This is a genomic window from Pseudomonas sp. PS02290, from assembly GCF_029960075.1.
Taxonomy (GTDB): Bacteria; Pseudomonadota; Gammaproteobacteria; order Pseudomonadales; family Pseudomonadaceae; genus Aquipseudomonas.
In genome coordinates this window covers 1-20,639 of record NZ_JASCOY010000061.1, presented here as the reverse complement: position 1 = coordinate 20,639, position 20,639 = coordinate 1, and the positions used below count along the sequence as shown (strand labels likewise).

Here is a 20,639-nt window from a genome sequence, read left to right as displayed (position 1 = left end):
CGCGCTTGTTCATGGGCGCTCCTCAGTTCTTTTCGCTGTGGGTCATGGCGGTGTAGAACACCCACGACACCAACAGAATGATCAGGAAATACACCAGCGAGAACGCCGCCGCAGGGCCCAGGTCGAACTGGCCGAGAGCCATGGTCGTCAGGGTCTGGCTGAGGAAGGTCGTTGAGTTGCCCGGACCACCACCAGTGAGTACGAATGGCTCGGTGTAGATCATGAAGCTGTCCATGAAGCGCAGCATCACCGCGATGAGCAGCACGCTCTTCATCTTCGGCAGCTGGATGTGTCGGAACACCGCCCAGTTGGACGCCCGATCAATCCGCGCCGCCTGGTAGTACACGTCCGGAATGGCGCGCAGACCCGAATAGCACAGCAACGCCACCAGCGAGGTCCAGTGCCAGACGTCGATGACCAGCACGGTCACCCAGGCGTCCGACGCATTGGCCGCGTAGTTGTAGCTGATGCCCAGCACATCGTTGAGGATCCAGCCCAGCAGACCGATGTCGCCACGGCCGAAGATCTGCCAGATGGTGCCGACCACGTTGAAGGGGATCAGCAGCGGAATGGTCATGACAATCAGGCACACCGATGACCAGCGCCCCTTGGTCGGCATGGTCAGGGCGATGCCGATGCCCAGCGGGATTTCGATCAGCAGCACGCAGGCGGAGTAGATGAACTGGCGCAGCAGCGAGTCATGCAGGCGCGGGTCCTGCAGCACTTGCCGGAACCAGTCGGCGCCGACGAAATAACGGCTGGACTGGTCGAAGATGTCCTGCACCGAATAGTTGACCACGGTCATCATCGGAATGATGGCGCTGAACGCCACCAGCAGGAACACCGGCAGCACCAACCACCAGGCCTTGTTGTTTTGCACTTTAGTCATGGGACACCTCGCTGGCCGGCAGTGTGTTCGTCGCGGCCTCCAGCAGAAATTCATCGGCGTAGAGCATCAGCCATTGCGCGGGGAAACTGATCCAGGCCTGGCCCTGGGGCACCGGCTTGTCTTCCTGTACACGCACTTTCAACAGCTGGCCGGCCAGTCTCAGGGTGAGGATCTTGTAGGTCCCCAGGTCCTCGACGTAGGTCACCTCGGCTTGCATGGCGTCATCGACCGGTCCGTCCCAGACGTGCACGAACTCGGGACGAATCCCGACTTTCAACGTGCTCCACTGAGTGGCGGCCAGACGCTGCTGCAAGGCTTCGGACAACGGCAGATGAATGCCGCCAAAGCCCACGCCGCCGGCTTCAGGCTTGACCTCGATGAGGTTCATACCCGGGCTGCCGATGAAGTAGCCGACGAAGGTGTGGTGCGGCTTTTCGAACAGTTCGCGCGGGGTGCCGAACTGGACGATCTGGCCGCCGTACATCACCGCAATCTTGTCGGCGAAGGTCGAAGCCTCCAGCTGATCGTGGGTGACGTAGACCATGGTGATGTTGAACTGCTCGTGAATCTGCTTGAGCTTGCGGCGCAGCTTCCACTTCAGGTGCGGGTCGATCACGGTCAGCGGTTCGTCGAACAGAATCGCCGACACGTCATCGCGAACCAGCCCGCGGCCCATGGAGACTTTCTGTTTTTCGTCAGCAGTGAGGCCTTTGGCTTTCTTCTTCAGCAACGGCTGCAGGTCCAGCACGTCGGCGATTTCCTGCACCTTGATCTTCACTTTCGCTTCCGGCATGCCCTGATTGCGCAGCGGAAAGGCGAGGTTGTCGTACACCGTCATGGTGTCGTAGACCACCGGGAACTGGAAAACCTGAGCGATGTTGCGCTCTTCCGGCGACATGTCGTTGACCACGGTGGTGTCGAACAGAACCTTGCCTTCGGACGGGCTGAGCAGGCCGGAGATGATATTGAGCAGGGTCGACTTGCCGCAGCCGGACGGGCCGAGCAAGGCATAGGCGCCGCCCTGCTCCCAGATGTGGGTCATTTCGCGGATGGCATAGTCTTCAGGGCCGGTCGGATTGGCGCTGTAGCTGTGCGCGAGTTGTTGCAAGCGGATCTCGGCCATCAGGCAACCCTCGCCATGCGCAGGCCCGGCGCCTGAATCAGGCCGCCCTGCTGATCGAATACAAACAGTTTGTGAGTCGGGATGTACACGCGAATCGGCGTGTCCACGTCGTACTCATGGACGCCCGGCAAATGCAGCACCAGCGAGAAATGCTCGTTGCGCACGTGCAGGAAGGTTTCCGAACCGCTGATTTCGGCGAGCTCGACGGTGACCGCCAGTTCGAGATCGTCGTCGTTGGACGGCACCAGACTCAGGTGGCTCGGGCGCACGCCAAAGCGGTACTCGCCGTCGCCGATGGCGCGCAGGTCGACGTTCAGCGGGAAGTGCACGAAGTTGGCGAAGCTCACTTCGTTGCCTTCGATGCGACCGGGCATCAGGTTGATCGGCGGCTCGGAGAACAACTCGGCGGCCAGCACGGTTTTCGGCTGGTGATAGACCTCGGGCGTCCGGCCGCTCTGGATGACGCGGCCTTCGTGCAGAATCGTGGTGGTCCCGCCCAGCGCCAGCGCTTCGTTCGGCTCGGTGGTGGCGTAAATGGCGATGGTATTGCGCGTTTCGAACAGCTGGCGCATTTCCTGACGCAGCTCTTCACGCAGCTTGTAGTCGAGGTTGACCAGCGGCTCATCGAACAGAATCAGCTCGGCGTCCTTGACCAGCGCCCGCGCCATGGCCGTGCGCTGCTGCTGGCCGCCGGACAATTCGAGGGGGTGACGGCTGAGGAATTTTTCGATGCGCAGCATCTTCGCGGTTTCGCGAACGCGGCGGTCGATTTCGTCCTTCGACATCTTGGCCTGGCGCAGCGGCGAGGCGATGTTGTCGTAGACGGTCATGCTCGGATAGTTGATGAACTGCTGATAAACCATCGAGACGTTGCGATGACGCACCGCGACCTGGGTGACATCTTTGCCATTCATCAGTACCCGGCCGCTGTCTGGCTTGTCCAGACCGGCCATCAAGCGCATCAGGCTGGTTTTGCCTGATAAGGTGCGCCCCAGCAATACGTTGAATGAGCCGGGTTCAAAGCTCAGCGAAGCATCGTCGATCCAGATCTGACCGTCGACGGAGCGGCTGACGTGCTCAAGCGTGAGAGACATGGCGTGCCCTTTTTATTTGTTTTGTTCGGGTGTTGCGTGTGTGCCGTATGGCAGGTCGTGACATCCGTTGACCGATTGTGCTGACCGCTTGTTGGATAGCGACAATCGTGCCAACCGGCCTGCTCGGGGGCTTTCTGGCTGAAATGCGCGGACTAGAGCGGTTGCGACAATTTGCCGCACAGATCGGCATTCGTTGATGAACATAAATGAACAGAAAAGGCTGAACACCTGAACAAAATGAACATTGACTTTGAACAATCCTGAACAACAATGGGTGGACGTTTTCGAGCAGGGATGCTCTGCCTAGCGGCATCTCGACAACAATAAATAAAAGTACTCGGACGGAGCCATTTCATGGCCACAGCAGGCGCATCCCCCAGCCACGACAGCATCATTGAGGACTCGTGGGCCCGTTGCCGCGAGTTCGGCCTCGACCACCAGTCACGCCCGTCCTTCGGTCGCCTGCCCGATCAGCAGGTTTCGCAACTGCTCGAGCGCCATCATTCACTGGTGCAGACCACTCACCAGCAGGTGCTGCCCTTCTACGAGAACATCCTGAGCAATTCCAATTGCCTGATCCTGCTCGCCGATCAGCAAGGCCAGGTGCTCAATTCCTGGGGTAACAAGCGCTTCGTCGAGCCGGATCAACAACCGGGTTTCGTCGCCGGCGCCAGCTGGCTGGAGCAAGGCGCCGGCACCAATGCCATCGGCACGGCCCTGGCCTGTGAACAGGCTGTTCACATTGAACACGATGAACACTTTCTCAAGGCCAACCGTTTCATGACCGGGTCGGCAGCGCCGATTTTCGATGCGTCGCGGCGGATGATCGCGGTGCTCGATGTGTCCAGCGACAGCTTCCTGCCGCCCTCCCACACCCTGGGGATGGTCAAGATGATGGGCCAGACCATCGAAAACCGGCTGATCCTCGACCAGTTCCAGCACAGCCATTTCCAGCTGGTGTTCAACACCGGCCTGAACAACCTCGACAGCCAGTGGGCCGGGTTGCTGGTGTTTGACGAAAGCGGCCGGGTGCTCTGCGCCAACCGCCGTGCCGACAATCTACTGGGCGTCAGCCTGCTCAACGCCAACATCGAAAACCTGTTCAAGGCGCCGATCACCGACCTGCTGGATCAAATGGAAGGCCAGCCCTTTCCGCTTCAGGCCTCGGGCCATAACCGTTTTCATTGCATGCTGAAGCGACCGAAGGCGCCGGTGCTCAAGCTCAGAACGGTGCCGGTGCCGACTCCGGTGCAAGTATCGGTTGCGTCTCGGTCGGCCACTGTTGGCGCCATTGAGCCAGGGCTGGGTGATGAGCGGGTTGAGAAAGCCGCGCGCCAGGGTCAGCGACTGCTGGAGAAGAACGTCCCGCTGTTGATCCTCGGTGAGACGGGTGTGGGCAAGGAAGTGTTCGTCAAAGCCCTGCACCGCGCCAGCTCCCGCGCCGATCAGCCCATGATTGCCGTGAACTGCGCAGCGATCCCGTCGGAGCTGGTCGAAGCCGAACTGTTTGGCTACGAAAAAGGCGCGTTCACCGGGGCTCACCATAAAGGCAGCATCGGGCTGATCCGCAAGGCGGACAAAGGCACGCTGTTTCTCGACGAGATCGGCGACATGCCGCTGCCGGTTCAAGCGCGCTTGCTGCGGGTGTTGCAGGAGCGGTGCGTGCAGCCGGTGGGCAGCAGCGAGTTGTACCCGGTGGACATCCGGGTAATTTCCGCGACCCATTGTTCACTGCGCGAGCATGTGCAGAACGGGCGGTTTCGACAGGATTTGTACTACCGCATCAGTGGCCTGAACCTGGAGCTGCCGCCGTTACGCGATCGCAGCGATAAACCTGCGCTGGTGCGTGCGATCTGGGAACAACACCGCGAACCGCAGCAGACAGCGGGATTCGAGCCTCAGGTGATGGAGCTGTTTGAACGGCACCCGTGGCCGGGAAATCTGCGGCAGTTGAGCAACGTGATTCAGGTGGCGTTGGCGCTCGCCGACGATCAGCCGATCTCCACCGAGCATCTGCCGGAAGACTTTTTTGCGGACCTGGCGATGGGGTGTGAACATGTCGAGCCCGAGGCAGTGCTCAACCGCAAGGCTGCACTGGACACGCCGGAGGAGTTGAGTGAGTTGTTGCAGGCGGCAGGCGGGAATATCTCGCAGCTGGCGAAGCGGCTGGGGGTGAGCCGGAATACGCTGTACAAGCGACTGCGGGAACAGGGGTTTTGATTGGGGTTTGTCGCTAGCGCGCAGAGCCAGCAAAACCGGGATGCGGAGTATCAGACGAGGCATTCCCACGCGGGGCGTCTCCACAATCAGCACAGAATTGTAACGGTGGCTTGGGCAAGAAGAATTATATGGCTATATTTGGCCAATATTTCCGAATGCGAGCATACGTCATGATTATCGTCCCCCTCGGTGAGGCCAAGGACAACCTGTCAAAACTGGTAGATGACGCTGCGGCCGGCCAGACCATCACGATCGCTAAACATGGTCGAGCAATGGCGCGCCTCGTCCCGATCGGACGGCCCACCGGTAAACGCATCGGTGCTATGAAAGGTATTCTTCAACTACCGGACGACTTCGATGCACCGCTTTCTGACTCTGTACTGGATGATTTCGAAGGCAGTCGCCCATGAGGATACTGCTGGATACTCATATTCTTCTGTGGGCTCTGACTGACGACCCGAAGCTTTCTCCCAAAGCAAAAAAACTGATCGAAACCGCCACTGAGGTTTACATCAGCGCCGCCACGTTCTGGGAGATGTCGATAAAGATTGGCTTGGGGAAACTAACGGCCGATCTCGAGGAGATTCGCGAGTACTGCCGAGACAGCGGCTTTATCGAGCTCCCTGTCAGCGTTGAACATGCAATCGCAGTCAAAGATCTGGAACACCATCATCGCGACCCATTCGATAGGCTAATCGTTGCTGCCGCCATTACTGAACCGATGAAGCTAATTACGTCAGACGCGATGGTTGCCAGGTACACGTCACTTGCTGTTCTGGCCTAAAGCACCTAGGCGCCAAAAGCAGCAGGTCAGTCGACATCAACAATTTGCCAAACGAACTTCGTGAGACTGATTGTTCCACCCAGAACGGGAACAATCACCGCAGATGTAACGGGTGACAGATGAACTGTGGGAGCGAGCTTGCTCGCGAAGAGGCCAGTACATCCGCCAAATATTCAGCGTTCGAAACGCCGCCTTCGCGAGCAAGGTGGAGCGCCACCCCGGTCGCTCCCACATCAACCGTGTGCGCGGCTGATCAATCCGCCAACCGCCATGTCGTGCTGCCCTTGCTGTCTTCCAGCACCACGCCCATGGCGGTGAGTTGATCGCGGATGCGGTCGCCTTCAGCCCAGTTCTTGTCAGCGCGCGCCTGCAGGCGTGCGGCGATCAAGGCTTCGACTTCGGCGGCATCCACCCGCCCTTCAGCGCCGGCGCGCAGGAAGTCATCGGCTTCCAGTTGCAACACGCCCAACACACTGGCCAGCTCCTTCAAGCGAGCCGCCAGACCTGCCGCTGCGTTGACATCGCTGTCGCGCAGACGGTTGATCTCGCGGACCATCTCGAACAGCACGGCGCAGGCTTCCGGGGCCCCGAAGTCGTCGTTCATGGCATTCGAAAAACGCTCGACGAACGCCTCACCACCCGCAGGCTCAGCGACCGGCAAGCCTTTGAGCGCGTGATAGAACCGCTCCAGCGCGCCTTTCGATTCCTTCAGGCTGTCTTCGGAATAGTTGATCGCGCTGCGGTAGTGGCTCGACACCAGCAGGTAACGCACCACTTCCGGGTGGTATTTATCCAGCACGTCGCGAATGGTGAAGAAGTTGTTCAAGGACTTGGACATCTTCTCGCCATTGATGCGGATCATGCCGCAGTGCAACCAGGCGTTGGCGTAGGTCTTGCCGGTCGCGGCTTCGCTCTGGGCAATCTCGTTTTCGTGGTGCGGGAATTCCAGGTCGCTGCCGCCGCCATGAATGTCGAAGGTCTCACCCAGGCAGCAGGTGGACATCACCGAGCATTCGATGTGCCAGCCCGGACGCCCGGCGCCCCACGGCGATTCCCAGCTCGGTTCGCCCGGCTTGACGCCTTTCCACAGCACGAAATCCAGCGGGTCGTCCTTGGCCTCATCGACTTCGATCCGGGCACCGATGCGCAGGTCTTCGATTTTCTTGCGCGACAGCTTGCCGTAGCCGAGGAATTTGCCGACGCGGTAGTACACGTCGCCATTGCCCGGTGCGTAGGCATAGCCCTTGTCGATCAGGCGCTGGATCATGTCGTGCATGCCGCCGATGTAATCGGTGGCGCGCGGCTCCATGTCCGGCTTGAGGATGTTCAGGCGCGCTTCGTCCTCGTGCATCGCGTCGATCATGCGCGCGGTCAGGGCATCGAACGCTTCACCGTTTTCACGGGCGCGGTTGATGATCTTGTCGTCGATGTCGGTGATGTTGCGCACGTAGGTCAGGTCGTAGCCGCTGAAACGCAGCCAGCGGGTAACCACGTCGAACGCCACCATGCTGCGGCCGTGGCCCAGGTGGCAGTAGTCGTACACGGTCATCCCGCAGACGTACATGCGCACCTTGTTGCCATCCAGCGGTTTGAAGACTTCTTTGCTCTTGCTGAGCGTGTTGTAGATAGAAAGCACGTTGCCTACCTTAGCTCCACGAATCGCGGAGCGTCACAGTCCGGTTAAAGACCGGATGACCGGGTTTCGAGTCCTTCAGATCCGCGCAGAAATAGCCTTCGCGTTCGAACTGGAAACGGTCTTCCGGCTGAGCGTCAGCCAACGACGGTTCAGCGCGACAACCGGTCAACACCTGCAGGGAGCCTGGGTTGATGTTGTCCAGGAAGGTCTTGCCCTCTTCTGCCTTCTCAGGGTTTGCCGACAGGAACAGACGGTCGTACAAACGCACTTCGCATTCGATGCTTTCGGCTGCCGGTACCCAGTGCACAACGCCTTTGACCTTGCGGCCTTCAGGGTTCTTGCCCAGGGTTTCCGGGTCGTAGGAGCAACGCAGCTCGACGATGTTGCCGTCGGCGTCCTTGATCGCTTCGTCGGCGCGAATCACGTAGCTGCCACGCAGGCGCACTTCACCGTTCGGCTCCAGGCGCTTATAGCCCTTCGGCGGCTCTTCCATGAAGTCGTCACGGTCGATGTAGATCTCGCGGGAAAACGGCAGCTTGCGCACGCCGAGCTCTTCCTTCTGCGGATGGCGCGGCAGTTCGAGGTGGTCAACCTGGCCTTCCGGGTAGTTGGTGATCACGACTTTCAACGGACGCAGCACGCACATGGCGCGCGGGGCGTTGTGGTCCAGGTCCTGACGGATGCTGAATTCCAGCATGCCGAAATCGACCACGCCGTCGGAACGGTTGGTGCCGATCATTTCGCAGAAATTGCGGATCGACGCCGGGGTGTAACCGCGACGGCGGAAACCCGACAGCGTTGACATGCGCGGGTCGTCCCAGCCGTGCACGTGCCTTTCATCGACCAGTTGCTTGAGCTTGCGCTTGCTGGTGATGGTGTAGTTCAGGTTCAGACGCGAGAACTCGTACTGGCGCGGCTTGCACGGCACCGGCAGGTTATCGAGAAACCACTCGTAGAGCGGGCGATGGCTCTCGAATTCCAGGGTGCAGATCGAATGGGTGATGCCTTCGATGGCGTCTGATTGACCGTGGGTGAAATCGTAGATCGGGTAGATGCACCACTTATCACCGGTCTGGTGGTGATGGGCGTGACGAATGCGGTAGAGGATCGGATCGCGCAGGTTCATGTTCGGCGAAGCCATGTCGATCTTGGCGCGCAGGACACGGGCGCCGTCTTCGAACTCGCCGGCCTTCATGCGGCTGAACAGGTCGAGGTTTTCTTCGACGCTACGATCGCGGAACGGGCTGTTCTTGCCCGGTTCGGTCAGGGTGCCGCGGTATTCGCGCGCCTGCTCGGGGGTGAGGTCATCGACGTAGGCCTTGCCCGTTTCGATCAGATGGACCGCCCAGGCGTACAACTGGTCGAAGTACTGCGAGGCATAACGCACTTCGCCGGACCACTCGAAGCCCAGCCATTTGACGTCGGCTTCAATGGCGTCGATGTATTCCTGGTCTTCCTTCGCCGGGTTGGTGTCGTCGAAGCGCAGATGCGTGACGCCGCCGAATTCCTGAGCCAGACCGAAGTTGACGCAAATCGACTTGGCATGACCGATGTGCAGGTAGCCGTTGGGCTCCGGCGGGAAGCGGGTCACGATCTGGGTGTGCTTGCCCGAATCCAGGTCAGCCTGCACGATGGGGCGCAGGAAGTTGGTTGGAATGGCTGGGCCTGCCTTGGAATTCGCAGCGGCATCTTGAGTGGGCTTGCTCATAGGATCCTTGTACGGGTCGCGGCCAGGAAGGCCGGTTAAATCAAAGCGCCTATCATAGCCGAAGCTGTCAAGCCCCTGACAGCGCGCTGTGACAAAACTGCCGAGATGGGCGCCCGGTCAGCGGCGGAACCTGCTGCTCAATCGCAACTACCCGAGCAACGGCTACCCTCTGTAAACTGCGCGCCTGAAGTGAATCCGCAGGACTGGCCTCGCATTCCGATGGCCGACTGCTGCGATCACTGCCTCCCATTACGACTTCAAAGAGCGAGCTGACCATGTCGAAAGTAAAGCTGACCACCAACCACGGTGAAATCGTTCTGCAATTGAACGCAGAAAAGGCGCCGCTGACTGTCGCCAACTTCATCGAATACGTCAAAGCAGGCCACTACGAAAACACCGTGTTTCACCGCGTGATCGGCAATTTCATGATTCAGGGCGGCGGCTTCGAGCCTGGCATGAAAGAAAAGAAAGACAAGCGCCCGAGCATCCAGAACGAAGCCGACAACGGCCTGCCGAACAAGAAGTACTCAGTGGCTATGGCCCGCACCATGGAGCCCCATTCAGCCTCGGCGCAGTTCTTCATCAACGTCGCCGACAACAGCTTCCTCAATCACAGCGCGAAGACCGTGCAGGGTTGGGGTTACGCCGTGTTCGCTGACGTCGTCGAAGGCACTGACGTGGTCGACAAGATCAAGGGCGTCGCCACCACGTCCAAGGCCGGTCATCAAGACGTTCCGGCTGACGACGTGATCATCGAGAAAGCCGAGATCATTGAGTGATATTGCTGATCTCCGATCTGCACCTGGAAGAAGGACGCCCGGACATTACCCGGGCGTTTCTCGGTCTGCTGAATGGGCGTGCGCGCGCGGCTGAATCGCTGTACATCCTTGGGGATTTCTTCGAAGCCTGGATCGGCGATGACGCCATGTCGCCGTTTCAGCGCTCGATTTGCCAGGCGCTGCGTACGCTGAGCGACAGCGGCACGCGGGTGTTCCTGATGCACGGCAATCGCGACTTCATGATCGGTCAGGGGTTTTGCAAAGCGGCGGGCTGCACGCTGCTCAAGGACCCGAGCGTGGTGAGTTTCAACGGCGAACCGGTGCTGCTGATGCACGGCGACAGCCTGTGTACGCGGGACGAAGCCTACATGCGTATGCGCCGTTACCTGCGCCATCCGCTGACGCTGTGGGTGCTGCGGCATCTGCCGTTGAGCACACGGCACAAGCTGGCGCGCAAGCTACGCAGCGAAAGCCGTGCGCAGACGCGGATGAAGGCCAACGACATTGTCGACGTCACGCCGGACGAAGTGCCACGGGTGATGAACGAGTCTGGCGTGAAGACGCTGATCCACGGTCACACCCATCGGCCTGCGGTTCACGACGTTCAACTGGGCCAGACCACGGCGCAGCGCATCGTGCTGGGGGACTGGGATCGTGAGGGGTGGTTGCTGCAGATCGATGAATCGGGCTTTCATCTGGAGTCGTTTGCGTTTGAGGCCTGACCAGATCACCGGTGCGTCAGAAGTGAACACCGATGATCGTCGAACGCAGAACCTGTGGGAGCGACCGGGGTGGCGCTCCACCTTGCTCGCGAAGGCTTACTTTCTGACATCAGAGAAAGTGGCTGAATGTCCCGGCCTCTTCGTGAGCAAGCTCACTCCCACAAGTATTGTGTTTGACGCCGACAGCGCGGCGTCAATCAATGCCCTCCCCCAGGCGCCGCCTTCGCGGTAAACGGTGGTTTGGCCAGCCAGATGATCAGGATCAGCGACAGGAACACCCAGCCCATCATGTAGAAGTAGTCCACCGTGGACATCATGTACGCCTGGCTGGTGACCATCGAATCGAGCTGTGCATAGGCCTGATTGCTCGCCCCACCCAGGGTCTCCAGCGCATGCCGCGTCGTCGGCTCGTAGGCGTTCACGCTTTCGCTCAGATAGGCGTGGTGCTGATCGGCGCGGCGGATCCAGATCCACGTGGTCAAGGAGGCCGCGAAGCTGCCACCGAGGTTGCGCAGGAAGGTCGCCAGCCCCGAGCCGTCGGCGATCTGCGACGGCGGCAGGTCGGAGAGCAGGATGCTCAAGGTCGGCATGAAGAACAGCGCAATGCCCGCACCCATGAACAACTGCACCAGGGCGATGTGCTCGAAATTCACCTGACTGGTGAAACTTGCCCGCATGAAGCAACTCAGGCCAATCCCCAGAAACGCGAGGCCGGCGAGCAGGCGCAAGTCGAATTTATGCGCATAACGTCCCACGAAGGGCGACATCAACACCGGCAGTACCCCGAGTGGCGCCACCGCCAGCCCTGCATACGTCGCCGTGTAACCCATCTGCGTTTGCAACCACTGGGGCAGAATCAGGTTGATCCCGAAGAACCCCGCGTAGCCCGCTACCAGGCAGATCGTCCCGTAGCGAAAGTTGCGAAACGCAAACAGCCGCAGGTTGACCACCGGGTGATCATCCGTCATTTCCCAGATGACAAATGCCGCCAGGCCAATCGCCGAAATCACCGAGCCGATAATGATGAAGTTCGACTCGAACCAGTCCAGGTCATTGCCTTTGTCGAGCACGATCTGCAGCGCGCCCACGCCGATGATCAGCGTAATCAGACCGACGTAATCCATGGGCTGGCGGCTGGTGCTGACCGGCCGGGTAGCCATCTGCTGACGCACAACGAACGCCGCGAACAGTCCGATCGGCACGTTGATGAAGAAGATCCACGGCCAGCTGTAACTGTCGGTGATCCAGCCGCCGAGAATCGGCCCGGCAATCGGCGCCACAACCGTCACCATCGCCAGCAATGCCAATGCCATCCCCCGTTTCGCAGGGGGATAAACGGCGATCAGCAGCGTTTGCGTCATCGGGTACAACGGCCCGGCAACCATGCCCTGCAACACTCGAAAGCCCACCAGCTCAGGCATCGAGGTGGAAATGCCGCAGAGAAACGAGGCGGTGACGAACAGCAGCGTGGCCCACAGAAACAGCTTCACCTCGCCGAAGCGCCGGCTCAGCCAGCCGGTCAGCGGCAGCGCGATGGCGTTACTGACCGCGAACGAGGTGATGACCCACGTGCCCTGCTCCGAGCTCACGCCGAGGTTGCCGGAGATGGTCGGCAAGGCCACGTTGGCGATGGTCGTGTCGAGCACTTGCATGAAAGTCGCCAGCGACAGGCCGATGGTGGTCAGCAACAGGCTTGGCGGCGTAAAAGAAGCGGGAGCGTTCGTACTCATCGCGAATCCTTTGACACTCAAAGATCACCACGGCCTGTACACACAGGCCGTGGCAGATGGATTGGCGAATCAGCGCTGGGCTGTCTTGCCGCTGGTTGACGCGCTGTTCTCGTGGATCACGCGGGCGATCATCGTGTCGGCGTCGGCCAGTTGTTTGGCGTAGACATCGGTGGTGAACAGCGGCTGCTTCGGCGGTTGTTGCGCCAGCACCGGACCGCTCTGGTCGTGCAGGTTCACGTCAACGGTGGTAGACAGGCCGATGCGCAGCGGATGCTTGGCCAGCTCGTCGGCGTTGATGTGAATCCGCACCGGAATACGCTGGACGATCTTGATCCAGTTACCGGTGGCGTTCTGGGCGGGCAACAATGCAAACGCACTGCCGGTACCGGCGCCGACGCTGTCCACGGTGCCGCTGTATTTGACGTCGCCGCCGTACAGGTCGGCTTCGATGTCCACCGGCTGGCCGATGCGCATCTGGCCGAGCTGGGTTTCCTTGAAGTTGGCGTCGATCCACAGCTGGTCGAGGGGGATCACCGCCATCAGCGCAGTGCCCGGCTGAACCCGCTGGCCCAGCTGCACGGTGCGCTTGGCGACGTAACCGGTGACCGGAGCGATCAGCGTGCTGCGCGCGTTGCTCAGGTAGGCCTGACGCAGTTGCGCGGCAGCGGCTTTGACGTCCGGATGCGAGGACACCTGAGTGTCATCCACCAGCGCAGTGCTGGTTGCCAGCTGCTGCTGAATGTTGGTCAACGCATTCTGCGCGGTGGTCAGGTCATCCTTGGCGTGGGACAGCTCTTCCTGGGAAATCGCCCCGCCCGCCGCCAGACTGCGACGACGGTTGAAGTTGTCCTGGGCTCTCTGCACTTCGGCGCGCTGGGCCGCCAGTTGGGCTTTCATGCCGTCGACGTTGCTGTACAGACCACGCACCTGACGCACGACTTTCGCCAGATTGGCTTCGGCACTTTGCAGCGCCACTTCGGCGTCATTCGGGTCGAACTGCACCAGCACCTGACCTTCGCGGACCAGATCGCCGTCGTCGGCGCCGATGCTGACCACGGTGCCGGTGACTTGGGGGGTGATCTCCACGACGTTGCCGTTGACATAGGCATCGTCGGTGCTCTCGCTCCAGCGACCGTACATTTCGTACCAGGCCCAGACGCCAAGGACGCCAAGCACCACGACCAGCAGCAGGCCGAGCAACAGCAGCTTGCGCTTGCGCGGGTTCTTGGTCGGTTTGGTCTGCTCGGCGCCCTTGTCAGCGGCCTTGTCAGGCGCGGAGGCGTTGACGTCCTTTTCTTCGTTTGTAGCGTTGTTGTCGGTAGTGGCAGCGGCCATGACGATTACCTTAATGAGTCAGCGAAGCAGTTGACGGGACGACCGGGGCGGCGTTGTCGCCGGGCTTGCTGTCTTCGAAGCCTCCCCCGAGGGCCTGCATCAACTGGATCGAAAGATCGATTCGTTCCGCGTTGAGATCAGCCTGTTGGCGTTGCGATTGCAGCAGTTGTTGCTCGACGCTCAGTACGTCCAGGTAGTTGCCGATCCCCGAGGAGTAGCGCTGAACGACGGTGTCGTAGGATTTCTGAATCACGTCGGTCGCCTGCTGGCGCGCTTCGATCTGACGGCGGATGTCGCGCAACTGACCGATGCCATCGCTGACATCCCCCAGCGCCCGGACCAGCGTCTTGTTGTACTGCGCCACGGCGAGGTCATAGTCGGCGTCCCGCGCATCCAGATCGGCACGGCGACGGCCGCCGTCGAAGATCGGCAGCGACACCGTCGGCGCGACGTTGAAGAAGCGACTGGCTGAGCCGAACATCGCATCACCCAACAGCGACTCAACACCCGCCGACGCACTCAGGTTGAGGTTCGGGTAGAAGTTGGTCTTGCTGACGTCGATGTTCTTGCTCGCCGCTTCAACCCGCCAGCGCGCTGCCACCAGGTCCGGGCGACGGCCCAGCAATTCGGCGGGCACCACCGACGGCAAGGCGACTGCCGCAGGTTGCAACACGGCAGGCCGGCTCAGTTGTTCGCCACGGTCCGGGCCTTTGCCCATCAGCACGGCCAGCTGGATCTTGGCGCTGCGCAGGCTTTTTTCCGCGTCCGCCAACGACTCGCGAGAGTTGGCTTCCAGGCTCTGGGTCTGCTCGTACTGGTACTCGCTGTCGATGCCCGACTTGAAGCGCCGCGATCCCAGGTCAAGCAATTGACTTGTGCGCTTGAGGTCTTCAGCCGCCAGGTCACGGACGATGTAGGCCTGGCCCAGGTCGCTGTAAGCGCGGGCGACGTCGGCGGCCAGGGTCAATTGCGCTGCTTGCTGGTCGACTTCGCTGGCACGGGCCTGGCCCAACGCCGCTTCCCAGGCCGCACGCTGGCCGCCCCACAAGTCGAAGTTGTAATTGAAGCCGGCGCTCAGGCTGCGCAAGGTGCTGTAGCGGTCGCCCGCCCCGGTCGGGTCCTGATCACGGGCCAGGCGCGAACGGCTGACGCTGGCGTCGGCATCCACGGTCGGCATGCGTTCGGCGTCGGCGGCATAGGCCTGCGCGGTCGCCTGATGGGTGCGGGCGGCAGCGATCTGCATGTCCGGACTGTCGCGCAGTGCTTCGGTGATCAGGCTATTGAGTTGTGGATCGCCCAGGCTGGTCCACCAGTCGCGCTTGGGCCAGGCGGCCGGCGACAGGGTGATGCCATTGAGGCTTTGAGCGGTCTGCAGACTGTTGGCATCGATGCCGACGGCTTCGGTTTTCAGGCCTTTGGAGCTCGCGCAACCGGCCAGCACCAGTGCCACGACTATCAGGCTCAGGGACGTGCGCAGGGTCGAGCCCCGCTGAAGGTGAGTGCTCATTGTTCGGCAATCCGGGCAATCGTAATGGGGTCGCCCGAGGCAACCAGAATTTTCGTCAGAATCTTTTCCAGGGCCAGCAGCTCGCTGTCTTCCAGCACCCCGACCATCTCGTTCATCGCGTGTGCGCCGATTTCCGGCAACAGGTCGGAGAGCGCCTTGCCTTCCTCGGTCAGCACCAGTTGCACCTGACGCCGATCGGATTCCGAGCGCGCGCGGGACAGCAGGTTTTTCTGCTCCAGACGGTCGAGCATGCGGGTCATCGAACCACTGTCGAGATTCAACATGCGGCAGATGTCGGCCGGGGTCTCAGCGCAGAAACGCGCGATCATCACCAGCACTTTGAACTGCTGCGCAGTGACGCCGTGGGGCTCGAGATGCCGGTCGAGGATGCGGTTTTTCAGTTGTTCAGTCCGGCCCAGCAACATGCCCAGCAGACTGTCGTGAAAATTTTCAGGAGTGAAATGCGCCATTGATAGCCACCCATTATCTGCTTAGGCAGTGAATGGAGGGGATCTTACTGCCTAGGCAGTAAACACACAATGAAACAATATTTAGGGTGCGCGAATTCGGACGAACGTAGTTCGCCTGCTGAATGGGTTGTTTTATAGAGTGGCTTAGAGCGCCGGCACACCGCTGTGGAAGCGGAAATCTTCATCCGGGCTCAGGATCAGCTCGCGCTCGGCCAGGCGGATTTCTTCGATCTTGGCGTCGACGTCCGCTTCAGTGCCGTAGGTGTAGGCGAGTTTCAGGTAGTCCTGAAAATGCCGGGCCTCGGACTTGAGCAGGCTGGCGTAAAACTTCGACAAGTCTTCGTCCAGATGCGGCACCAACGCAGCGAAGCGTTCGCACGAGCGCGCTTCGACGATGGCGCCGACGACCAGCGCGTCGGTCAGGCGATACGGGTTGTGGGTACGAACGAGTTTGCGCAGCGACCCGGCATAGCGCGCCGAGCTGATGTTGGCCATCGGAATGCCGCGCTTCTTGATGATGCCGATCACTTGTTCGAAGTGACGCAGCTCTTCGCGCGCCAGCCGGGACATCTTGGCCAGCAGGTCGAACTTGTCGTTGTACTGGAACATGAACTGAAACGCCGCGCCGGCGGCCTTCTTTTCATTGTTGGCGTGATCGATCAGCAGGATATCCAGATTCTGCAAGGCGGCCTGAACCCAACTGTCGGGCGTGGGGCAAAGCAGGAAAGCGTCGATTTCTGGATAGATCTGCATGGGTTCACGGATGGCTGGCTGGGCAAGGCGCAGCATTATACGGAGCCTGACGGGCAGAGCCAGCGTGCGCAGATGAAAAGCATGGATTGTCGGGACCGGGCGCGAGAATCAGGTCACGATCAGACCGCGCCCATCGCATCCTTGAGGAAGCCCGGCGCGATGTAGCGCTCGTAGTGCGCTTCGGACAGCAGGAAGAATTCCCGATCAATGGCATCGCGCAGCTCAGGCAGCGACCAGTCGCGAAACTCCGGCAGCAGCACCATGCCGTAGGCGTCCAGCTGGTTGATCACCCTCGCGCCCCGGGCAATCAGCTGGTAGGCCCAGCAATATTCCGACTGATGGGGGACGAAGCGAATCTTGCGCTGCTCCAGTTGCGCCCGCAGCCTGGCCGGGTCGAACACCTCGACTTTCCCCGCCATCACTTGCACCAGCAGCTGTTCAAGGCGCAGCCAGACGGCGCGCTTTGCATCCTCGTCGTAGCCGTTCCAGTGGATCACTTCGTGGTGGAAGCGCTTGCATCCCCGGCACACGAGGTCGCCGTAGACGGTGGAGCACAGACCCACGCAGGGCGTCTTGATGATTTGATTGGGCATGGCAAGGAAACACGACGGCGAACGAAACAAGCCGGCATGTTAGCCCTTTGTCTAACGAGGTACACCCTTCAACCTGTAGGGGCTAACTTACCTTCAGCGGTTTTTTACCGTAGAATCACCGGGCCTTTTAAGGCGCCAATGTCCGTTGGAAGCTGTTTTCAAAGCGTCACGAGCACAGTCAGGGCCTTTTACGAAGGCCCGCCCCGCAGTCCGGTCCGACGTAAGTTCGCTTACGTCCCCTCCCCCGACCGATCATGCAGGCGTAAAACTTTGAAAACAGCTTCTGTTGGAGATCGTCAGCTTCCTGCCAAGAAACTTTAAAAAGTTCGAGAGCGCCGATGCGGACCTTCTCTGGATGAGCGTCCCGGACACCCATTTGGGACCACTGATGAGGGTAATACTGTGCTTGAAGCCTACCGTAAACACATCGAAGAGCGTGCCGCCCAGGGTATCGTGCCCCAGCCGCTTAACGCCGAACAAACTGCAGGCCTGGTCGAGCTGCTGAAAAACCCACCGGCTGGCGAAGAAGCTTTCCTGCTTGACCTGATCACCAATCGCGTTCCACCGGGCGTTGACGAAGCTGCCTACGTCAAAGCCGGTTTCCTTTCTGCCCTGGCCAAGGGCGAAGTTCATTCCCCTCTGCTCGACAAGAAGCGCGCCGTCGAACTGCTCGGCACCATGCAGGGCGGCTACAACATCGTGACCATGGTTGATCTGCTGGACGACGCCGAGCTGGCACCCGTCGCTGCAGAGCAACTAAAGCACACCCTGCTGATGTTCGATGCCTTCCACGACGTCGCTGAAAAAGCCAAGAACGGCAACGCACACGCCAAGGGCGTGCTGCAGTCCTGGGCTGACGGCGAGTGGTTCCAGAAACGTCCGACCCTGGCCGAAAAGATCAGCCTGCGCGTCTTCAAGGTCACCGGCGAAACCAACACCGACGACCTGTCGCCTGCGCCTGACGCCTGGTCCCGCCCGGACATCCCGCTGCACGCCCTGGCCATGCTGAAAATGGCCCGCGACGGCATCGTCCCTGACGTGCAAGGCTCCATCGGTCCGATGAAGCAGATCGAAGACATGCGCAGCCAGGGTTTCCCTATCGCCTACGTCGGTGACGTGGTCGGTACCGGTTCCTCGCGTAAATCGGCCACCAACTCGGTGCTGTGGTTCTTCGGCGACGACATCCCGAACGTGCCGAACAAGCGCGCCGGCGGCTTCTGCTTCGGCAGCAAGATCGCACCGATCTTCTACAACACCATGGAAGATGCGGGCGCCCTGCCGATCGAGTTCGACGTATCGAACATCAACATGGGCGACGTCATCGACGTTTACCCGTATGCCGGCAAAGTCACCAAACATGGCACCGACGAAATCCTGGCGACCTTCGAACTGAAGACGCCGGTGCTGCTCGACGAAGTCCGCGCTGGCGGCCGTATTCCGCTGATCATCGGTCGTGGCCTGACCGGCAAGGCCCGCACCGAACTGGGCCTGCCGCCTTCGACGCTGTTCAAGCTGCCTGACGTTCCCGCTGCCAGCACCAAGGGTTTCACCCTGGCGCAGAAGATGGTCGGCAAGGCCTGCGGCACCGACGGTATCCGTCCGGGCACTTACTGCGAGCCGAAGATGACCACCGTCGGTTCTCAGGACACCACCGGTCCAATGACCCGTGACGAACTGAAAGACCTGGCGTGCCTGGGCTTCTCCACCGATCTGGTGATGCAGTCGTTCTGCCACACCGCGGCGTATCCGAAGCCGATCGACGTCAAGACTCACCACACGCTGCCTGACTTCATCATGACCCGCGGCGGCGTTTCCCTGCGTCCGGGCGACGGCATCATCCACAGCTGGCTGAACCGCATGCTGCTGCCGGACACCGTCGGTACCGGTGGTGACTCCCACACCCGTTTCCCGATCGGTATCTCGTTCCCGGCCGGTTCCGGTCTGGTCGCGTTCGCCGCTGCCACTGGCGTCATGCCGCTGGACATGCCGGAGTCGATCCTGGTTCGTTTCAAGGGCAAGCTGCAACCGGGCGTCACCCTGCGCGACCTGGTTCATGCGATTCCGTACTACGCCATTCAGAAAGGCCTGCTGACGGTCGAGAAGAAGGGCAAGAAGAACGCCTTCTCCGGTCGCATTCTGGAGATCGAAGGTCTGGAAACCCTGACCGTCGAACAGGCTTTCGAGCTGTCCGACGCTTCGGCCGAACGCTCTGCCGCCGGTTGCACCATCAAGCTGTCGAAAGAGTCGATCGCCGAGTACCTGAAGTCGAACATCACCCTGCTGCGCTGGATGATCGGCGAAGGCTACGGCGACCCGCGTACCCTGGAGCGTCGTGCTCAGGCGATGGAAGCCTGGGTGGCCAATCCAGAACTGCTGGAAGCCGACGCTGACGCGGAATACGCTGAAATCATCGAGATCGATCTGGCCGATGTAAAAGAGCCTGTGCTCTGCGCGCCGAACGACCCGGACGATGCCCGTCTGTTGTCGAGCGTCGCTGGCGAGAAGATCGACGAGGTGTTCATCGGTTCGTGCATGACCAACATTGGTCACTTCCGCGCCGCCGGCAAGTTGCTGGAGCAGGTGAAGGGTCAGTTGCCGACGCGTCTGTGGCTGTCGCCGCCGACGAAGATGGATGCTCATCAGTTGACCGAGGAAGGTTACTACGGCATTTACGGCAAGGCTGGCGCGCGCATGGAAATGCCGGGCTGTTCGCTGTGCATGGGTAACCAGGCACGTGTTGAGCCGAATTCGACGGTGGTGTCGACGTCGACCCGTAACTTCCCGAACCGTTTGGGTGATGGGGCGAACGTGTATCTGGCGTCGGCTGAGTTGGCGTCGGTGGCGTCGATTCTGGGTCGTCTGCCGACGGTCGAGGAGTATATGGAGTACGCGGGCAAGATCGACAGTATGGCTGCCGATGTTTACCGTTACTTGAGCTTCGATCAGATCGCGGAATTCCGTGAGGCTGCAGCGAACGCTAATATCCCGGTTGTTCAGGCTTAATAGCTGAGACCGTGTTGAAAGAACCCCGCTTCGGCGGGGTTTTTTGTTTTTAAGATCAAGGGCGTCTGCCTGGGGGCAGACTGTTTCGCCTTCGGCGAGTTACTTGGAAAAGCACCCCAAGTAACCAAGGGTGCCTGCTCCTGGTTAGGCCCTTCCTTCGTCAGGGTTCCTTCACTCCGGTCTCGCTCCGTGGGCCCGCGCCGAACGGACATCCATGTCCTGACGGCGCTCTCGCCGCATCCATGCGGCTCGGCCCACTGCGCATCGTCTACGTTCAGCCTGCACCCAAGTCG

Annotated in this window: 17 protein-coding genes; 6 read left to right on the top strand and 11 right to left on the bottom strand. The window is 60.6% G+C overall.

What is annotated here, in order from left to right:
* Positions 1-22: 22 nt before the first annotated feature.
* The 3 genes from QMX88_RS21130 to QMX88_RS21120 are packed head-to-tail and all read right to left on the bottom strand — an operon-like array spanning position 23 to position 3,106.
* A complete protein-coding gene (locus QMX88_RS21130; RefSeq protein WP_122537610.1) occupies positions 23-889 on the bottom strand; it encodes a carbohydrate ABC transporter permease in 867 nt (288 codons plus the stop codon).
* Complete coding sequence (locus QMX88_RS21125; protein WP_282372169.1) at positions 882-2,012, bottom strand: ABC transporter ATP-binding protein; 1,131 nt, start codon at positions 2,010-2,012, stop codon at positions 882-884. Before QMX88_RS21125 ends, QMX88_RS21130 begins: the two co-directional genes overlap by 8 nt.
* Complete coding sequence (locus QMX88_RS21120; RefSeq protein WP_282372168.1) at positions 2,012-3,106, bottom strand: ABC transporter ATP-binding protein; 1,095 nt, start codon at positions 3,104-3,106, stop codon at positions 2,012-2,014. The genes QMX88_RS21125 and QMX88_RS21120 overlap by 1 nt, the downstream gene beginning before the upstream one ends.
* Positions 3,107-3,460: 354 nt before the next feature.
* On the opposite strand from QMX88_RS21120, the gene QMX88_RS21115 reads away from it, so the two are divergent.
* The 3 genes from QMX88_RS21115 (at position 3,461) to QMX88_RS21105 (ending at position 6,110) form a co-directional block, all read left to right on the top strand.
* Positions 3,461-5,326: a sigma-54-dependent Fis family transcriptional regulator gene (locus QMX88_RS21115; protein ID WP_282372167.1), complete on the top strand. Its 1,866-nt coding sequence runs from the start codon at positions 3,461-3,463 to the stop codon at positions 5,324-5,326.
* Between the two features lie 170 nt (positions 5,327-5,496).
* Positions 5,497-5,736: a type II toxin-antitoxin system Phd/YefM family antitoxin gene (locus QMX88_RS21110; protein WP_065986546.1), complete on the top strand. Its 240-nt coding sequence runs from the start codon at positions 5,497-5,499 to the stop codon at positions 5,734-5,736.
* Entirely contained in the window at positions 5,733-6,110 is a 378-nt protein-coding gene (locus QMX88_RS21105; RefSeq protein ID WP_074892086.1) for a type II toxin-antitoxin system VapC family toxin, read from the top strand. The genes QMX88_RS21110 and QMX88_RS21105 overlap by 4 nt, the downstream gene beginning before the upstream one ends.
* A 253-nt stretch (positions 6,111-6,363) precedes the next feature.
* On the opposite strand, the gene cysS is transcribed toward QMX88_RS21105, so the two are convergent.
* Together cysS and QMX88_RS21095 are read right to left on the bottom strand one after the other, a co-directional pair.
* Positions 6,364-7,746 (bottom strand): cysteine--tRNA ligase, encoded by a 1,383-nt coding sequence (gene cysS / locus QMX88_RS21100; RefSeq protein WP_282372165.1) that lies wholly within the window; start codon positions 7,744-7,746, stop codon positions 6,364-6,366.
* A 10-nt stretch (positions 7,747-7,756) separates the two neighbouring features.
* A complete protein-coding gene (locus QMX88_RS21095; RefSeq protein WP_282372164.1) occupies positions 7,757-9,454 on the bottom strand; it encodes a glutamine--tRNA ligase/YqeY domain fusion protein in 1,698 nt (565 codons plus the stop codon).
* A 275-nt stretch (positions 9,455-9,729) separates the two neighbouring features.
* Here QMX88_RS21095 and QMX88_RS21090 point away from each other — a divergent pair, with 275 nt between their 5' ends.
* The gene (locus QMX88_RS21090) at positions 9,730-10,233 is read left to right on the top strand and encodes a peptidylprolyl isomerase (protein ID WP_282372162.1); all 504 of its coding nucleotides are present in this window, start codon (positions 9,730-9,732) and stop codon (positions 10,231-10,233) included.
* Positions 10,230-10,955 carry a UDP-2,3-diacylglucosamine diphosphatase gene (locus tag QMX88_RS21085; protein WP_282372160.1) on the top strand — a complete coding sequence of 242 codons (726 nt, stop codon included), beginning with the start codon at positions 10,230-10,232 and terminating at the stop codon, positions 10,953-10,955. The genes QMX88_RS21090 and QMX88_RS21085 overlap by 4 nt, the downstream gene beginning before the upstream one ends.
* Before the next feature lie 197 nt (positions 10,956-11,152).
* Here the strand turns inward: QMX88_RS21085 and QMX88_RS21080 are convergent, their stop codons facing one another.
* From QMX88_RS21080 to QMX88_RS21055, 6 genes are all read right to left on the bottom strand, one after another.
* Positions 11,153-12,685: a DHA2 family efflux MFS transporter permease subunit gene (locus tag QMX88_RS21080; RefSeq protein ID WP_282372159.1), complete on the bottom strand. Its 1,533-nt coding sequence runs from the start codon at positions 12,683-12,685 to the stop codon at positions 11,153-11,155.
* A gap of 69 nt (positions 12,686-12,754) precedes the next feature.
* Positions 12,755-14,020: an efflux RND transporter periplasmic adaptor subunit gene (locus QMX88_RS21075; RefSeq protein WP_282372158.1), complete on the bottom strand. Its 1,266-nt coding sequence runs from the start codon at positions 14,018-14,020 to the stop codon at positions 12,755-12,757.
* Positions 14,021-14,030: 10 nt separating this feature from the next.
* Positions 14,031-15,527: an efflux transporter outer membrane subunit gene (locus tag QMX88_RS21070; protein ID WP_282372157.1), complete on the bottom strand. Its 1,497-nt coding sequence runs from the start codon at positions 15,525-15,527 to the stop codon at positions 14,031-14,033.
* Complete coding sequence (locus QMX88_RS21065; RefSeq protein ID WP_192174116.1) at positions 15,524-15,997, bottom strand: MarR family winged helix-turn-helix transcriptional regulator; 474 nt, start codon at positions 15,995-15,997, stop codon at positions 15,524-15,526. The genes QMX88_RS21070 and QMX88_RS21065 overlap by 4 nt, the downstream gene beginning before the upstream one ends.
* Positions 15,998-16,141: 144 nt before the next feature.
* Positions 16,142-16,750, bottom strand: coding sequence for a tRNA-(ms[2]io[6]A)-hydroxylase (locus QMX88_RS21060; protein WP_122537832.1), 609 nt, complete (start codon positions 16,748-16,750; stop codon positions 16,142-16,144).
* A 119-nt stretch (positions 16,751-16,869) separates the two neighbouring features.
* On the bottom strand, positions 16,870-17,343 hold the full coding sequence (locus QMX88_RS21055; RefSeq protein ID WP_065986417.1) for a DUF1289 domain-containing protein: 474 nt from the start codon (positions 17,341-17,343) through the stop codon (positions 16,870-16,872).
* A 402-nt stretch (positions 17,344-17,745) separates the two neighbouring features.
* Between QMX88_RS21055 and acnB the strand changes: the two genes are divergently transcribed.
* Complete coding sequence (gene acnB / locus QMX88_RS21050; protein WP_282372156.1) at positions 17,746-20,346, top strand: bifunctional aconitate hydratase 2/2-methylisocitrate dehydratase; 2,601 nt, start codon at positions 17,746-17,748, stop codon at positions 20,344-20,346.
* Positions 20,347-20,639 lie beyond the last annotated feature (293 nt).

Coding starts and splice junctions, on each gene's coding strand:
- QMX88_RS21060 (WP_122537832.1), bottom strand. CDS start 16,750: ATGCAGATCTATCCAGAAATCGACGCTTTCCTGCTTTGCCCCACGCCC.
- QMX88_RS21065 (WP_192174116.1), bottom strand. CDS start 15,997: ATGGCGCATTTCACTCCTGAAAATTTTCACGACAGTCTGCTGGGCATG.
- QMX88_RS21075 (WP_282372158.1), bottom strand. CDS start 14,020: ATGGCCGCTGCCACTACCGACAACAACGCTACAAACGAAGAAAAGGAC.
- QMX88_RS21055 (WP_065986417.1), bottom strand. CDS start 17,343: ATGCCCAATCAAATCATCAAGACGCCCTGCGTGGGTCTGTGCTCCACC.
- QMX88_RS21130 (WP_122537610.1), bottom strand. CDS start 889: ATGACTAAAGTGCAAAACAACAAGGCCTGGTGGTTGGTGCTGCCGGTG.
- QMX88_RS21080 (WP_282372159.1), bottom strand. CDS start 12,685: ATGAGTACGAACGCTCCCGCTTCTTTTACGCCGCCAAGCCTGTTGCTG.
- QMX88_RS21125 (WP_282372169.1), bottom strand. CDS start 2,012: ATGGCCGAGATCCGCTTGCAACAACTCGCGCACAGCTACAGCGCCAAT.
- QMX88_RS21090 (WP_282372162.1), top strand. CDS start 9,730: ATGTCGAAAGTAAAGCTGACCACCAACCACGGTGAAATCGTTCTGCAA.
- QMX88_RS21105 (WP_074892086.1), top strand. CDS start 5,733: ATGAGGATACTGCTGGATACTCATATTCTTCTGTGGGCTCTGACTGAC.
- QMX88_RS21115 (WP_282372167.1), top strand. CDS start 3,461: ATGGCCACAGCAGGCGCATCCCCCAGCCACGACAGCATCATTGAGGAC.
- QMX88_RS21095 (WP_282372164.1), bottom strand. CDS start 9,454: ATGAGCAAGCCCACTCAAGATGCCGCTGCGAATTCCAAGGCAGGCCCA.
- QMX88_RS21070 (WP_282372157.1), bottom strand. CDS start 15,527: ATGAGCACTCACCTTCAGCGGGGCTCGACCCTGCGCACGTCCCTGAGC.
- QMX88_RS21110 (WP_065986546.1), top strand. CDS start 5,497: ATGATTATCGTCCCCCTCGGTGAGGCCAAGGACAACCTGTCAAAACTG.
- QMX88_RS21120 (WP_282372168.1), bottom strand. CDS start 3,106: ATGTCTCTCACGCTTGAGCACGTCAGCCGCTCCGTCGACGGTCAGATC.